This is a genomic window from Aeribacillus sp. FSL k6-2211 (genome assembly GCF_037966125.1).
GTDB classification, from domain to species: Bacteria; Bacillota; Bacilli; order Bacillales; family Aeribacillaceae; genus Aeribacillus; species Aeribacillus composti.
Genome location: NZ_CP150190.1, coordinates 3,225,915 through 3,240,000, shown reverse-complemented (window position 1 = coordinate 3,240,000; position 14,086 = coordinate 3,225,915). Strand labels below are relative to the sequence as shown.

At 40.1% G+C, this 14,086-nt stretch carries 11 protein-coding genes, 16 tRNA genes, 2 rRNA genes and 2 pseudogenes (1 of these 31 running past the window's edge); 24 read left to right on the top strand and 7 right to left on the bottom strand.

The annotated features are described in order from the left end of the window. The 18 genes from NSU19_RS15685 to NSU19_RS15600 all read left to right on the top strand — a co-directional run. Positions 1-366: ribosomal RNA gene (locus tag NSU19_RS15685) — 23S ribosomal RNA — on the top strand (it extends 2,568 nt beyond the left edge of the window). Between the two features lie 138 nt (positions 367-504). Continuing rightward, positions 505-620 (top strand): 5S ribosomal RNA (gene rrf / locus NSU19_RS15680). A gap of 113 nt (positions 621-733) precedes the next feature. Continuing rightward, positions 734-808: transfer RNA gene (locus tag NSU19_RS15675), tRNA-Asn, on the top strand. Between the two features lie 3 nt (positions 809-811). Beyond that, positions 812-903 (top strand) — tRNA-Ser (locus NSU19_RS15670). 13 nt (positions 904-916) lie between these two features. Continuing rightward, positions 917-991 (top strand) — tRNA-Glu (locus NSU19_RS15665). 1 nt (position 992) lies between these two features. Next, positions 993-1,068, top strand: a tRNA-Val gene (locus tag NSU19_RS15660). Between the two features lie 108 nt (positions 1,069-1,176). Further along, positions 1,177-1,253: transfer RNA gene (locus NSU19_RS15655), tRNA-Met, on the top strand. Between the two features lie 2 nt (positions 1,254-1,255). Continuing rightward, positions 1,256-1,331: transfer RNA gene (locus NSU19_RS15650), tRNA-Asp, on the top strand. Between the two features lie 5 nt (positions 1,332-1,336). Beyond that, a tRNA-Phe gene (locus tag NSU19_RS15645) sits at positions 1,337-1,412 on the top strand. A 16-nt stretch (positions 1,413-1,428) separates the two neighbouring features. Further along, positions 1,429-1,501 (top strand) — tRNA-Thr (locus tag NSU19_RS15640). A 12-nt stretch (positions 1,502-1,513) separates the two neighbouring features. Beyond that, positions 1,514-1,598 (top strand) — tRNA-Tyr (locus NSU19_RS15635). A 4-nt stretch (positions 1,599-1,602) separates the two neighbouring features. Continuing rightward, a tRNA-Trp gene (locus NSU19_RS15630) sits at positions 1,603-1,676 on the top strand. An 11-nt stretch (positions 1,677-1,687) separates the two neighbouring features. Next, positions 1,688-1,763: transfer RNA gene (locus tag NSU19_RS15625), tRNA-His, on the top strand. A gap of 12 nt (positions 1,764-1,775) precedes the next feature. Beyond that, positions 1,776-1,850 (top strand) — tRNA-Gln (locus NSU19_RS15620). Between the two features lie 16 nt (positions 1,851-1,866). Then, positions 1,867-1,941, top strand: a tRNA-Gly gene (locus NSU19_RS15615). Positions 1,942-1,946: 5 nt separating this feature from the next. After that, positions 1,947-2,020, top strand: a tRNA-Cys gene (locus NSU19_RS15610). A 9-nt stretch (positions 2,021-2,029) separates the two neighbouring features. Continuing rightward, positions 2,030-2,118 (top strand) — tRNA-Leu (locus tag NSU19_RS15605). Between the two features lie 26 nt (positions 2,119-2,144). Further along, a tRNA-Leu gene (locus NSU19_RS15600) sits at positions 2,145-2,228 on the top strand. A gap of 135 nt (positions 2,229-2,363) precedes the next feature. Here NSU19_RS15600 and NSU19_RS15595 read toward each other — a convergent pair. From NSU19_RS15595 to NSU19_RS15565, 7 genes and pseudogenes are all read right to left on the bottom strand, one after another. After that, a pseudogene (locus NSU19_RS15595) lies at positions 2,364-2,561 on the bottom strand (tyrosine-type recombinase/integrase); the annotation flags it as partial. 100 nt (positions 2,562-2,661) lie between these two features. Then, positions 2,662-3,012 (bottom strand): hypothetical protein, encoded by a 351-nt coding sequence (locus tag NSU19_RS15590; protein WP_029761977.1) that lies wholly within the window; start codon positions 3,010-3,012, stop codon positions 2,662-2,664. A 5-nt stretch (positions 3,013-3,017) separates the two neighbouring features. Beyond that, positions 3,018-4,123 (bottom strand): annotated as a pseudogene (locus NSU19_RS15585) (pre-toxin TG domain-containing protein). A 79-nt stretch (positions 4,124-4,202) separates the two neighbouring features. Then, a complete protein-coding gene (locus NSU19_RS15580; RefSeq protein WP_117017390.1) occupies positions 4,203-4,601 on the bottom strand; it encodes a hypothetical protein in 399 nt (132 codons plus the stop codon). A gap of 23 nt (positions 4,602-4,624) precedes the next feature. Continuing rightward, positions 4,625-5,041, bottom strand: a complete 417-nt coding sequence (locus NSU19_RS15575) for a hypothetical protein (RefSeq protein WP_327848253.1) — start codon at positions 5,039-5,041, stop codon at positions 4,625-4,627. 382 nt (positions 5,042-5,423) lie between these two features. Further along, positions 5,424-7,094: a glycerol-3-phosphate dehydrogenase/oxidase gene (locus NSU19_RS15570; protein WP_339197264.1), complete on the bottom strand. Its 1,671-nt coding sequence runs from the start codon at positions 7,092-7,094 to the stop codon at positions 5,424-5,426. A 397-nt stretch (positions 7,095-7,491) separates the two neighbouring features. Next, positions 7,492-8,052, bottom strand: coding sequence for a glycerol-3-phosphate responsive antiterminator (locus NSU19_RS15565; RefSeq protein ID WP_063387204.1), 561 nt, complete (start codon positions 8,050-8,052; stop codon positions 7,492-7,494). A gap of 369 nt (positions 8,053-8,421) precedes the next feature. On the opposite strand from NSU19_RS15565, the gene NSU19_RS15560 reads away from it, so the two are divergent. The 6 genes from NSU19_RS15560 to NSU19_RS15535 all read left to right on the top strand — a co-directional run bounded on the left by NSU19_RS15560 (position 8,422) and on the right by NSU19_RS15535 (position 14,065). After that, positions 8,422-10,467, top strand: a complete 2,046-nt coding sequence (locus tag NSU19_RS15560; protein WP_339197260.1) for a sigma 54-interacting transcriptional regulator — start codon at positions 8,422-8,424, stop codon at positions 10,465-10,467. 115 nt (positions 10,468-10,582) lie between these two features. Further along, a complete protein-coding gene (dhaK, locus tag NSU19_RS15555; protein ID WP_327848249.1) occupies positions 10,583-11,578 on the top strand; it encodes a dihydroxyacetone kinase subunit DhaK in 996 nt (331 codons plus the stop codon). 87 nt (positions 11,579-11,665) lie between these two features. Further along, positions 11,666-12,262 carry a dihydroxyacetone kinase subunit DhaL gene (gene dhaL, locus NSU19_RS15550; protein WP_339200033.1) on the top strand — a complete coding sequence of 199 codons (597 nt, stop codon included), beginning with the start codon at positions 11,666-11,668 and terminating at the stop codon, positions 12,260-12,262. Further along, complete coding sequence (gene dhaM, locus NSU19_RS15545; RefSeq protein ID WP_063387208.1) at positions 12,259-12,651, top strand: dihydroxyacetone kinase phosphoryl donor subunit DhaM; 393 nt, start codon at positions 12,259-12,261, stop codon at positions 12,649-12,651. Before dhaL ends, dhaM begins: the two co-directional genes overlap by 4 nt. Positions 12,652-12,675: 24 nt before the next feature. Beyond that, entirely contained in the window at positions 12,676-12,939 is a 264-nt protein-coding gene (locus tag NSU19_RS15540; protein WP_063387209.1) for an HPr family phosphocarrier protein, read from the top strand. Positions 12,940-13,237: 298 nt separating this feature from the next. After that, complete coding sequence (locus NSU19_RS15535; protein ID WP_339197254.1) at positions 13,238-14,065, top strand: MIP/aquaporin family protein; 828 nt, start codon at positions 13,238-13,240, stop codon at positions 14,063-14,065. Positions 14,066-14,086 lie beyond the last annotated feature (21 nt).

Sequence of the window (14,086 nt, the reverse complement as noted above, 5' to 3'; positions counted from 1 at the left end):
GGTCCCAAGGGTTGGGCTGTTCGCCCATTAAAGCGGTACGCGAGCTGGGTTCAGAACGTCGTGAGACAGTTCGGTCCCTATCCGTCGCGGGCGCAGGAAATTTGAGAGGAGCTGTCCTTAGTACGAGAGGACCGGGATGGACGCACCGCTGGTGTACCAGTTGTCCCGCCAGGGGCACCGCTGGGTAGCTATGTGCGGAAGGGATAAGCGCTGAAAGCATCTAAGCGTGAAGCCCCCCTCAAGATGAGATTTCCCATCGCTAAACGCGAGTAAGATCCCTTGAAGATGACGAGGTAGATAGGTCCGAGGTGGAAGCGTGGTGACACGTGGAGCTGACGGATACTAATCGATCGAGGACTTAACCAAGTAAGAGCATCTATTCGTGAAGGAACCGTTATCTAGTTTTGAAAGAATCATGTTCAAAAAGGAATTGACAACTACGGTCAAAAAGTTATAATAGTAGTTGTCTATCCACTGAATGGAACAAATGAATACAATAATTTGCTTGGTGGCAATGGCGAAGAGGTCACACCCGTTCCCATCCCGAACACGGAAGTTAAGCTCTTCAGCGCCGATGGTAGTGAGGGTCTATCCCTTGTGAGAGTAGGACGCTGCCAGGCAATCACTTTACAATAGAAAAGAAGTTGTAAGTTTGTTTCTTTCAAATTTGATTCAGCCTATAGAAAATGAGGCATTCTACATAATAGTAACATCAGCTAGTCTTCTTTTACATTCCGCAGTAGCTCAGTGGTAGAGCATTCGGCTGTTAACCGAACGGTCGCAGGTTCGAATCCTGCCTGCGGAGCCATTTGGAGAGCTGTCCGAGTGGTCGAAGGAGCACGATTGGAAATCGTGTAGACGGTCAACGCCGTCTCAAGGGTTCGAATCCCTTGCTCTCCGCCAGAATGAAATTTTTGGCCCGTTGGTCAAGTGGTTAAGACACCGCCCTTTCACGGCGGTAACACGGGTTCGAATCCCGTACGGGTCACCATGGAGGATTAGCTCAGCTGGGAGAGCACTTGCCTTACAAGCAAGGGGTCGGCGGTTCGATCCCGTCATCCTCCACCATGTACATAGTAAATAAAATGAATATTAATGAATTTCGGCGCTAGGGCCACAGCATGTTATGATATGTATACATAATTTTTGTGTGAAGAGTGTTTATTGTTTTATCGGCGCGGGGTGGAGCAGTCCGGTAGCTCGTCGGGCTCATAACCCGAAGGTCGCAGGTTCAAATCCTGCCCCCGCAACCAATGGTCCCGTAGTGTAGCGGTTAACATGCCTGCCTGTCACGCAGGAGATCGCGGGTTCGATTCCCGTCGGGACCGCCATAAAAGGCTCGGTAGCTCAGTCGGTAGAGCAAAGGACTGAAAATCCTTGTGTCGGCGGTTCGATTCCGTCCCGAGCCACCATTATATGTATACATATGCCGGTGTAGCTCAATTGGTAGAGCAACTGACTTGTAATCAGTAGGTTGGGGGTTCGATTCCTCTCGCCGGCATTTTTTACAATCGGAGGGGTAGCGAAGTGGCTAAACGCGGCGGACTGTAAATCCGCTCCCTTAGGGTTCGGCGGTTCGAATCCGTCCCCCTCCACCATGATAGGGGCATAGTTTAACGGTAGAACAGAGGTCTCCAAAACCTCCGGTGTGGGTTCGATTCCTACTGCCCCTGCCATTTATAAGATGGCGACTGTGGCGAAGTGGTTAACGCACCAGATTGTGGCTCTGGCATTCGTGGGTTCGATTCCCATCAGTCGCCCCATATTAATATCATTGGGCTATAGCCAAGCGGTAAGGCAACGGACTTTGACTCCGTGATGCGCTGGTTCGAATCCAGCTAGCCCAGCCACCTTTTAAATTTAAGTGCGGAAGTAGTTCAGTGGTAGAACACCACCTTGCCAAGGTGGGGGTCGCGGGTTCGAATCCCGTCTTCCGCTCCAATAATGGCGGCATAGCCAAGTGGTAAGGCAGAGGTCTGCAAAACCTTTATCCCCGGTTCGAATCCGGGTGCCGCCTCCATTATTACAAGCCGGGGTGGCGGAATTGGCAGACGCACAGGACTTAAAATCCTGCGGTAGGTGACTACCGTACCGGTTCAAGTCCGGTCCTCGGCACCAGTGAGGAATTGCATCAATATCATTACGCCGATGTGGCGGAACTGGCAGACGCGCACGACTCAAAATCGTGTTCCCTTGCGGGAGTGTGGGTTCGACTCCCACCATCGGCATCATTAGTATCCGATATCTCACGATCAAAAATCGTGGAAGCTTTAATACGACTGCAAACGCAGTCGTTTTTCATTTTTTGGAAAACCGGAAGAATCCGATAGAATTCGAAAAAATTTTGCACGAATTTTGCACGGCTATTTTGTATGGTAGAGCTCCTCCATTGCACGGGATTCTTTTTGCTCCATCTCGTCCAAAATGTGTGAATACGTCTGAAATGTTGTCACAATGTCCTTATGACCAAGATGTCGAGAAACGTATTTAATATTCATCCCTTTATATAGGAGCATTGATGCGTGAGTGTGGCGAAGGCCATAACAAGTAATTGGCTTAATCCCGATCGTACCGCCTTTGTTTTTTGTCATGTAGACACCTCATTTTTTAGTCTATTATTACTATAATAATCTGTGTCTGCTTTTAGTCTAACATTACTTGTTACCTATTCTCTTCATCATACTCCAAAAATAGGTCTTGTAAATCTCCATTAATTGGTTCATTATTATTGTTAATTGTCACTTTAAACTCAATATCCTCTTCTCCTATTGATACTACCCCATCTAACACCCCTAAAATATTAGATACAGCATCCACTTCTACTTGTTCGATTATTTTAAATAATATTTCTTTATTTTTATCTGATAGTTCTGAATAAAACATCAACGCTTCTTTCCAATAAGGGTCTGTAACTTCATTAATATCAGTATTATTGAATATATCTCGATAAAAATTACGATTTTCTTTTATAATTGACTGATGTAAAAGTTTAACAAACTCTTCTTTATTCATATATCTCATCTCCTTCTCATCTCTGGATACAATTGTTTATTTAATTCAATTAATTTTCGAAGTTGAGAATTAGGAATGTCTGGATATACTCTTCTTAACTCCATTATATCTCTTGCTAATAATTGTCTTACACTCTCAATTCCTTTTGAACTTCTCAAAACTATTCCCCTAGGACCTTTTCTTGTATGTCCAGCTTTTGGTATTAATATTGCTGGTGCATTATTTGGATCATAATTTCGAATGAATTTTTTCATAATTGCTTTTTGTCCAACATGATGTGCATCTAACCTCGGTACACCTTTTATTTCTTTATATAATCCTACATCATACTTACTAAATTTACCCGTACCCTTACCGTCCACCTCATCCCCAGTTTTGCCAATCATGTTAATCGCAGTTTCTTTTACTTCTTCCTTAGCCTTGCTCATCCATACGCGGGACGCTGGACCAATTCCCGCCAAGGCTGGCTGCCATTGGACAGACGAAACGCTGGTAAGACGGTCATCCCATTGCTTCTTAAAATATCGCAGCGTTTTGGTAATCGGCGCTTTCACGACTTGGAGGTACGCCGCTTGAAAGACAGACATCATTTTATCATAGCGGAGAACATATTTCATTTGCGGGACCAATTTCGAAACATCCGCTGCTATCCCGGCCGCTTTCGCTCCTTTGATCCCCGCTTTTCCAGCGATTCCTGCCCCTTTGGCTGGAGGAATGACGGACAACAATAACATTCCTCCCGTAACCAGGCGGTCCCATCCGGATATCCGTTCTCCAGTAATCGGGTCGTATTCTCCAAACAACCGCTACAAGTCATACCAGCCAAGAAGCTCCAGACTGAATTCTTTTATGTTGTCGGCGAGCGTTTGGTCTGCCTGTCTGATGGACGCGGCCGTCTGATACAGCAGTTCCTCCGCTTCATTCAGCTTTTCTCCATAGCGGTCGAGCCAATGAATCAGTTCGTCTGTAAGCTCGCGGATGGCGGCGGAACCGATGCCGGGAATCTCCATGGCTAAAAAGAGGGAATCTCCTAGGAAAGCAAGGTCCGCGCGCGTTGTATAGAGCATTGCTCTATATAGTTTATTCGAAGTGCTCCTTGAGGAATAAACAATCCGCTTGAACTTTTTGTTCAAGCGGATTGTTTATTTATCGATATATTAGGGAATCTTGCTTCACACACTATAACAAAATTACTTTACCGTAATACTAGGAGGATATATTGATAATATTTCAATTACATCATTAGAAGTTAAAAATACATAATGTTCTACCTCTCTTGACTCGTATATACCGCAACTTTCTTTATGAAACCATTTCAAATATTCTGAGTTTTTAACTTTAAATAAAGACCAATCACTATAAAAATCTGTACCGTAATATTGATCTAAATAATTTAGCGTTTCTAATAACGAACCTTCATCAGTATTTCTATACGATAATACTCCTTCTTTAAAATTCACTACAACTTTTTTTTCACCATTTTCATCACTAAATTCTAAAATAACACCATCTTTACCATCCAAAAGCATATCATTATAAATTGTTGAAGGTATATCATCTAGCGGTATCCATCTTTCCCATTGTTCCATAAAACTTCCTCCATATTTGTTTTCTAGTAACGAAACTTTATTCTCTTCTTGCCATCTTGAATTTCAAGTGTAGGACGGCCATCACTACTTCTCTTTCTAACAATAACTGTTCTTCCATCCTTTAAAATACCGACTTTGAGGTCAGGCGTATCCTTAGTAATTTTAGGTCCCAACGAGTGAAAGTCATTCATTGCTTCACTAAATCCACCAGATAACTCATACTGAATAGTTCTTCCTTTTGTTGCTCTTCCAGGCTTAGCAACTTTAATTAAATCATCAACTGTTTTGCCAGTACCCTTAGTGCCAAGTTCAACGCCATCGTTGCCTGCTTTACTTCCGCCTAAATTTACCCCCGTCTTCTCACTCAGATAAGCTCGAACTTTATTCTCCAATCCATTGGTGTTTTCGGGCGGAACTTTAACGTTCTCAATCCCTTCCATGGCAAATCCCATTTGCCGGTCAGGGATTGAATTTTTCAGATTGGTCAGGCTATGTCAATTGTTGGGGTGCACTGGATGAGAAATGCTTGATACAGCTGTTCTAAGTTAGACCTTGCATTACTTTGCGATATCCACTTCTTAAAAACTTTTTACATAATAAGCTTTCTTTAATATGATTTTTTGTATTTACGAATTTAAGAAATAACCGGTGCAAAGTTAAACACCACCATTATCGAAAAAAATCCCCTCATAAGTAAACAGTAAATTGATGCATATTTACTGTCTCCTTATAGGGGGATGCTGTCAAAATTCGGCTACTTTTTCCTTTTCGTTCAAATAACCGGATAATAAAAGCCTTTGCTGTCATTATATATTTTGTCTATTATTGTTTTTCATCAACAGGCGTGACGGCGTCGTGCAGATATGTTTCTAATTCTTTGCGATAACGGTTTTGCTCCTCTTCTGTCCACTCCAAGTTTTTCGCCATATATTGAATAACGGATTCCTTCCATTGGTGAACTGAATGAATTTCAAAAAATAACGATCCCGTTCTCCGGATAAAGAAGTCCTCCGGTTTTACGACCATCTCTTCTTCCAAACCATATTGAAGCTGGGCTAAAACATCAATCGGTAATTGAAACTCATTTCTTACTTTCTTTAATTCAACTGCCAGTTCAAACACCCGGTCTACATTCGTTCCATATAATCGGACCAATCTTTCCGATTGTTTTCTGCTAAATCCCAATTTTTCTCCCTGTTCAACTTTTTTAGTTACGAACGATTCAAAATTTGTTGAACCTCCGAAATCTCCTCCCGAAATCGGCAGGTTTTTCGTTCTGCAAGGGGAAAATGCTGCGTTTTCTTCCTCTTTTAATAATTTGGCAACAAGATCAACGATCGTTTCTGCCATTTTACGGTATCCTGTTAATTTTCCGCCGGCAATGGTAATAATACCTGAATCAGACGTCCAAATTTCATCTTTGCGTGATATTTCAGAAGGACTTTTTCCTTCTTCATGGATTAATGGTCTGAGCCCGGCCCAGCTTGATTCAATATCTTCCACGGTGATATGGACCGTTGGGAACATATAATTAATGGCCTTAATAAGATAATCTCGATCTTCAACAGTCATTTTAGGATGTGCAATATCCCCATCATAGAAAGTATCTGTTGTGCCAACGTAAGTTTTTCCATCACGCGGAATGGCAAACACCATTCGTCCATCAGGTGTATCAAAATAGATCGCTTGTTTTAATGGGAATCGGCTTTGGTCAAAAACAAGGTGAATTCCTTTTGACAAAATCAAATGTTTTCCTTTTAAAGAGTGATCTTTTTCCCGTAACGTATCGACCCAAGGGCCTGTTGCATTTATAATTTTCTTTGCGAACACTTGATATGATTCTCCTGTTAATTGGTCAACAACTTTTACACCTACGGCTTTGCCTTGTTCGTAAATAAATTCGTCTACCTTTGCATAGTTAATCGCTTTTGCACCGCATTCGACTGCCTTTTTCATAACTTCAATCGTCAAGCGGGCATCGTCAGTTCGATATTCGACATAATATCCTCCGCCTAATAATCCATCTTGCTTTAATAGAGGTTCTTTATCAATAGTTTGCTCCGCATTCAACATCGTTCTTCGTTCGCTTTTTTTCACATCAGCAAGGTAATCGTAAATTTTCAGTCCAATGGATGTGCTCCATTTACCGAATGTTCCTCCTTTATAAATCGGAAGAAGCATCCATTCAGGTGTAGTTACATGCGGGCCATTTTCATAGACGATCGCGCGTTCTTTCCCAACTTCAGCGACTAACTTCACTTCCAACTGTTTTAAATAACGGAGGCCTCCGTGCACAAGCTTCGTGGAACGGCTTGAGGTTCCTGCGGCAAAATCCTGCATCTCAAATAGAACTGTTTTCATTCCACGTGTTGTTGCATCAAGTGCAATTCCTGCACCTGTAATACCACCGCCAATAATGATGACATCAAACCGTTTTCCATCGACGTCTTTTAATATTTCTTGTCTTTGATAAGCAAATACATTTTTGTTCATTTGTTATTCCTCCTGTGATCCGTCAAAAGTCCTAAAAAAAGAGACCACATACACACTACGCTTCTTCTACAGACGTAATGCTATGTGGTCTCTCCTTGTCTCCAACCGAATATTAACTTTGAATGTATTATAGCATATTCTTCATCTTCTGAAAATTCTTTTGTATGCGAATTTAAAATTCAAAGCTTTTCCCGATAATGAACTTTTCTTTATTCAGTTGATGAAGAATCAGTGTTTGAAAACGCTATTGACACCATCGCACAAGCCATTTTTTTTCATTCAATTGATGAAGATGGCTTGCGTCTTTCATGTCTTCTACAGCGTTTCTGAAACTGAAAGTCTAAAACTGCCGCCAAAACCTAAAGCATCGAAAAATTGGGTAGGCATTCAAAATAAATTATGACTGTTCAAATTCTTTCCATAATTGCTTATTGGATGTTGTCACGGCTGCAGCACCAGCTTGTAAAGCATTGTTGACATCGTCAATACTGCGGATAAATCCACCAGCAAAGATCGGGATTTGAATTCGTTGATGAATTTCAGCAATAATGTTCGGCATGGCGCCAGGTAAAACCTCAATCACATCGGGTTTTGTTTTTTCTAATAAGGAATAGCTTTTTTCTAAAGCGTTTGAGTCAATGAGAAAAACTCGTTGAATGGCCAATACGCCTTTTTGTTTCGCTTTCAAAACGACACTTGCTTTTGTCGAAAGCAGTCCATAGGGCTTGAAGGACTGGCATAAATATTCGGTTGCGTATTCATCATTTTTAAGACCATGTATTAAATCAACATGCAATAACAAGTTTTTACAATGCTGCTTAGAAATATTGACGATATTTTTCAACTGGGCAATATGGACATCTAATAACACACCATATGCATAGGAACTCTGAAGAAAAATTTCAAAATCCTTCATATTGCGAATCGCTGGAATAATTTTTTGATCTTTATATTCCATTGTTCGTTCCACCTTTTTTATTATTGGCAAAAAATCAGTGTGAATTCAGCTTTCAAACTTAATTGAAACAGAGAAGAGGTCTTTGCTTCAAGTCTCTAGAAAAAAAGAAATCCACAACAAAACACCCCTTCATCCAAACGACTAAAGGGAATTGATGTGGATCTCCTTCTCTCCGCTACAATTTATTAACTTATTTATAATTGTACCATAAACAAAAGCGCTGTCAAAGCAATGAGAACATCCACGCATGATCGTTTACAGGGTGAAAAAAATTTTTTAATCGTGAGATTCATAACTACTATCTTTTTCAAAAAATTTTCCAGTAATCCTGTTAACAAGTATATTAAAATGGAAAAAGGAGGGGATTTCATGTTCATTAAATTAACAGTGTACAAAAAGAACGGTCTTCATGTCCGGATGGCAGCAGCTTTTATTTCGCTGCTTCAAAATCTCATACAAAATAAAGAGATATTAAAAAAGACGTACGTTCTCTATCAGGATAAAAAAGTTCAAGTGAATAATCTATTATCTTTAGTGTCCTTAAAGATTGGACAAGGAGAGGAATTTATCCTGCATTTTGAAGAAAAAATAGACGATCAAATCGTCCAGCAGATAAAAGATTTTTTTGAACAAACGGATCTTGAAGATTCCCAGCAAGCAGAAACAGATCGACTTCTCATGGAAAATTCCATTACCCTTCATGAGGCCATATCTGCTTTACCGAATGGAATCGTCGTTGTGAATAGCGACAATATCATCACTTATGTCAATGCAGCTGCAGCAAAACTTTTGGAAAAAGATCCTCATGAGCTTATCAATCAACGTGCTGACGAAGTGATTCCCCATTCAAGATTGCATGAAGTACTGAAGACAGGAAAAATGGAATTATCCAAAAAGCAAGAAATCAACCATCATACATTGTTAACAACCCGTTCGCCAATTATTTTTAATGGAAAAACGATTGGGGCTGTTGCTATTTTTCAAGATATATCTACCATTGAGAAAATCAGTAAAGAATTGAATGAAGTAAAAGAGCTGCAGCAGCGACTAAATCTTGTTTTAAAGTCCGTCTCAGATTTAATCGGATTAACAGATAAAAATGGAAATTTTATATACAAAAATGATGAAATGGATGTTTTGTTAAAAAATTTAAACAGTGTCCCAAACATTCAATCAATAATCGGGCAACATGAATGGGAAAATATTAAAAGCACTCAAAATCAGATTATGAAACTAATTCAAGTAAACCAACAATCTAGTTATATTACAAAAATAAATCCTATTTTCGTTGACGATGAATTTCGCGGAACAGTTGCCACCATGACTCCATTCGATGATATTAAAAAGCTCCTCGAAAAAATTGATCTAATGGAGCAAAGAACGAAATATTTGGAAATGGAGCTGTCCAAACATCAAGGATTTGATGAAGCATTTCATAAGATCATAGGAAACAGCGAGACATTAAAAGATTCCTTAACAATCGCCGCAAAGGTTGCAAAAACAAATTCGACAGTGATTATTACAGGAGAAAGCGGAACAGGGAAAGAACTTGTTGCTAAGGCTATTCATGAAGCAAGCGACAGAAAGAATAACCTATTTATTCGAGTAAATTGTGCAGCCATCCCTCCTCAATTAATGGAGAGCGAATTATTTGGTTATGAAAAAGGAGCCTTTACAGGAGCGTATAAAACACATCGAGGAAAATTTGAACTCGCTAATAAAGGTACGATTTTTTTAGATGAAATCGGTGATTTAAGTTTGGATTTACAAGCAAAAATTTTACGTGTGCTGCAGGAAAGGGAAGTGGAAAGAATTGGCGGATATGCGCCCATTCAGCTTGATGTTAGGGTAATTGCCGCGACTCACCGTGATCTCAAAAAAATGGTAGATGAGGGCAGTTTTCGCGAGGATCTTTATTATCGGTTGAATGTTGTCCCAATTCATCTGCCGCCTTTAAGGGCAAGAAAAGAAGATATTCCGCTTTTGGTGGAGGCGTTTCGAAAACAATTGAATGCTAGATTGGGAAAAAATATCAAAGGGTATGAAAAAGGATTTATGGAAGCATTATGCAGTTACCATTGGCCAGGAAATATTAGAGAATTACAAAATGTGATTGAACGGTTATTTAATCTCGCAGATGAAGAAATTATGCGATGCAAGGATTTACCTTACTACATCTCGAACCCTCAATGTCAAGAAAATAAAAAAATAATGCAGAAACAGAGTATCAATTTTGGCAACGAAGTGCAGACGTTCAAAGAATATGAAAAACAAATTTTTTCCTTTGCTTGTCAATATTACCCAAGCTATAACCAATTAGCAAAAGCGCTTGGGATCACTCATAAAACGGCAGCTAAAAAAATAAGAGAATATGGATTAGAGCATTTAGTTGGGAAAAAGTATCAAATGGATTGATATTTTTTCCCAATGAACTCGCCATAAAAATATGAAAACGCATCCGTAAAGCGCTTTCGTTGTTGGCATCATTTTTGCATTAATAAAAAGTGCAAAGTTAAGAGGAGGTATGTCTATGAAAAAATTAATCAATGATCCTAATCAAGTAGTTGAAGACATGTTAGCAGGGATGGTGGCGGCTCATTCTAATCGAATGAAGAGATTGCCAAATACAAACGTAATCGTAAGAAAAGAAGCACCTATTCAAGGAAAAGTTGGCTTGGTTAGCGGCGGAGGAAGCGGTCATGAGCCTTCACATGCTGGTTATGTAGGTAAAGGAATGCTAGACGGAGCGGTATGTGGAGAAGTGTTCACTTCCCCAACCCCAGATCAAATTTTTGAGGCGATTCAAGCGGTTGATAGCGGAAATGGGGTGTTATTGATTATTAAAAATTACACTGGCGACATTATGAATTTTGAAATGGCTGCCGAAATGGCTGAAGCAGAAGGAATCAACGTAGCAAAAGTGGTTGTGAATGATGATGTAGCTGTGGAGGATAGTACATATACGACAGGCCGGCGGGGAATAGCAGGTACGGTTTTCGTTCATAAAATTGCCGGTGCATTAGCGGAAAAGGGTGCGACGCTAAAAGAAGTAGAAGCAGTAGCTAAGAAAGTTGTGGAAAATGTGCGGTCAATGGGAATGGCCTTAACTCCATGCACTGTTCCAGCAGCAGGAAAACCTGGATTCGAGCTCGGAGAAAATGAAATCGAAATTGGAATGGGGATTCACGGAGAACCTGGCATTGAAAAAACACAAATCCAGCCAGCGGATGAAATCGCACAAATACTTCTTGAAAAAATTTTAGATGACTTAAAACTTGAGGAAAACGACAAGGTTGCGGTCATGATCAACGGTCTAGGTGCAACACCATTAATGGAATTATATATTATGAACAAAAAAGTCTCTGAGGTCCTAAAGGAAAAGAACATTTATATACATGAAACGTTTGTTGGTGAATTTATGACATCGCTTGAAATGGCTGGCTGCTCTATTTCGTTATTAAAATTAGACGATCAACTCATTGAGTTGTTAGACGCACAAGCGGATACAATCGCATTCAAAAAATAGCAATCTTGCTTTCTTACAGTCTGTCTATAGAAGGAATATGAGGAGAGATGATCAATGACATTTGACGTTGAACAGGCTAAAAAATAGATCATAACTTTTAACGATAAAATTCAGGAAAATAAGGAGTATTTAACGGAGCTGGATCAAGCAATTGGCGATGGAGACCATGGATTAAATATGGCACGGGGATTTCAGGAAACCGTCAAGAAAATTACAGAAGGCAAATATGATGATCTTGGTTCTTTGTTTAAAGATGTTGGCATGACTTTAATTGCTAAAGTAGGCGGAGCTTCAGGTCCGTTATATGGAACAGCTTTCATGAAAGCTTCTCTTGCTTTAAAGGGTAAAAAAGAAGTTGATATAAAGGCTTTAGTTGAGGCATTAGCAGCATCATTGGATGGGTTAAAAGTTAGGGGAAAGGCACAAGTAGGAGATAAAACGATGATCGATGTTTGGGAGCCTGTCATTGAGTATATGAAAAATCATGAAACGATTCATTCTAAAGAGCTTACTGATTTATCTAAAGAGAAAATGGACGACACAAAAGAGCTTGAGGCAAAGAAAGGCCGTGCGGCTTATTTAGGAAAGCGTTCTATTGGTCATATTGATCCTGGGGCAGCTTCATCGTATTTATTGTTTGCTTCCTTAGCTGAATTGCTCGAAGAAGGAGAGGTGGCCCAATGAAATATGTAAGTCTTGTCTTAATTTCACATAGCTATGAAATTGTAAGCGGCCTAAAAAAGCTTCTGAATCAAGTTCAACCTGAAGTATCTGTAGCCATCGCTGGAGGGGTTGAAGGAGATATCGGAACAAATGCATTAGACATTAAGGAAGCAATTGAATCAGTCTATTCTGAGAAAGGCGTTGTCGTTTTGTTTGATTTAGGGAGTGCACTCATTAATGCTGAAATGGCTATTGAGATGCTAGAGAACAATGAAAACATTATAATAGCCGATGCTCCTCTCGTAGAAGGAGCTTATGCAGCGGTCGTTGAGGCTGGTTTGGGAAGCTCGATTGAAGAGGTCGTTCGAGCTGGCGAGAGTGCAAAGGAGCTTGTCAAAATCAATGACTAGCGAGAAAAATTAGGAGTGAACTTAATGATCGAAAAAGAGATTACAGTGACCATTGAAAATGGTCTGCATGCTAGACCAGCAGCAGATTTTGTGAAAAAAGTAAACCAGTATAAAAGCAAGGTTGAGTTAATGATCGGCGACAGAAGGATTAACGCGAAAAGTATTCTTCAGCTTATGAGCGTTGCCATAATGGAGGGACAGACGATCAAAGTGATGACTGATGGAGAAGATGAGAAAGACGCATTAGCGTTTATTGATTCTTTTCTCCAATCAGGTAAAGAATCGTAATCAAGCCTTTGCTTTTGAATTGTTGCAAAATTCATATTAGGCTCATGGGTCCCATTTCCTTTAACTTACTTCAAAACAAATAATATCATAATTCAAAAAAAAAGTGATTGACAACGCTTTCTTTTTGTAATAATCTGAAATCAAGTTAATATTTGTGATGGAGAAATGGAGATCCACAGTAATTCCCTGTATGCAGCCTGCATACTAAGGGGGGAATTTGCTGCGGATCTTTTTTATTGACCAAAATTGTAGTCTTTTCGCAAGAGATAACAAATATATGAAAAGGGAGGAAACTTTGATGTCTGCATTTTTAGGTGAGTTAATTGGCACCATGATTTTGATTGTTTTTGGGGGTGGAGTTGTCGGCGGTGTTGTACTTAAAAAATCAAAAGCTGAAAATTCAGGCTGGATTGTTATTACGATGGGATGGGGTCTTGCCGTAGCGATGGCGGCATATGCTGTAGGTCAATTTAGCGGAGCCCATCTTAATCCGGCTGTAACCATCGGATTAGCTGCAATCGGTTCTTTCCCATGGAGTGATGTACCGACCTATATTATTGCCCAAATGATTGGCGCATTTATCGGTGCTGTGATCGTTTATTTGCACTATTTGCCCCACTGGAAAGCAACCGATGACCAAGGTGCAAAATTAGCCGTATTCTCAACAGATCCTGCAATCAAAAATCCTGCAGCGAATCTTTTAAGTGAAGTCATTGGTACATTCATTTTGTTGCTTGGATTGTTGGCACTTGGAGCGAATAAATTTGCAGAAGGAATGAACCCGTTCATTGTTGGATTTCTCATCGTTGCAATAGGTCTCTCCTTAGGCGGAACTACGGGTTACGCCATCAATCCTGCCCGTGATTTAGGTCCGAGAATTGCTCATTTTATTCTGCCGATTCCAGGTAAAGGAAGCTCTAACTGGGGTTATGCTTGGATTCCTGTTGTAGGGCCGATTATTGGGGGAACGTATGGAGCGTTATTTTATAAATGGGCTTTTGAAGGAGTCAGTACCTCTACTTTTTGGATTTTCACAATTGTTGTAGCAGTTATCGTTGTGGCAGCGCTAGTAAGCAATAAAGAACAAAGCTTGAATGTCTATAAGAAAACGAAAGCAACACTTTAAGTTTATAATTTTAATAAAAAA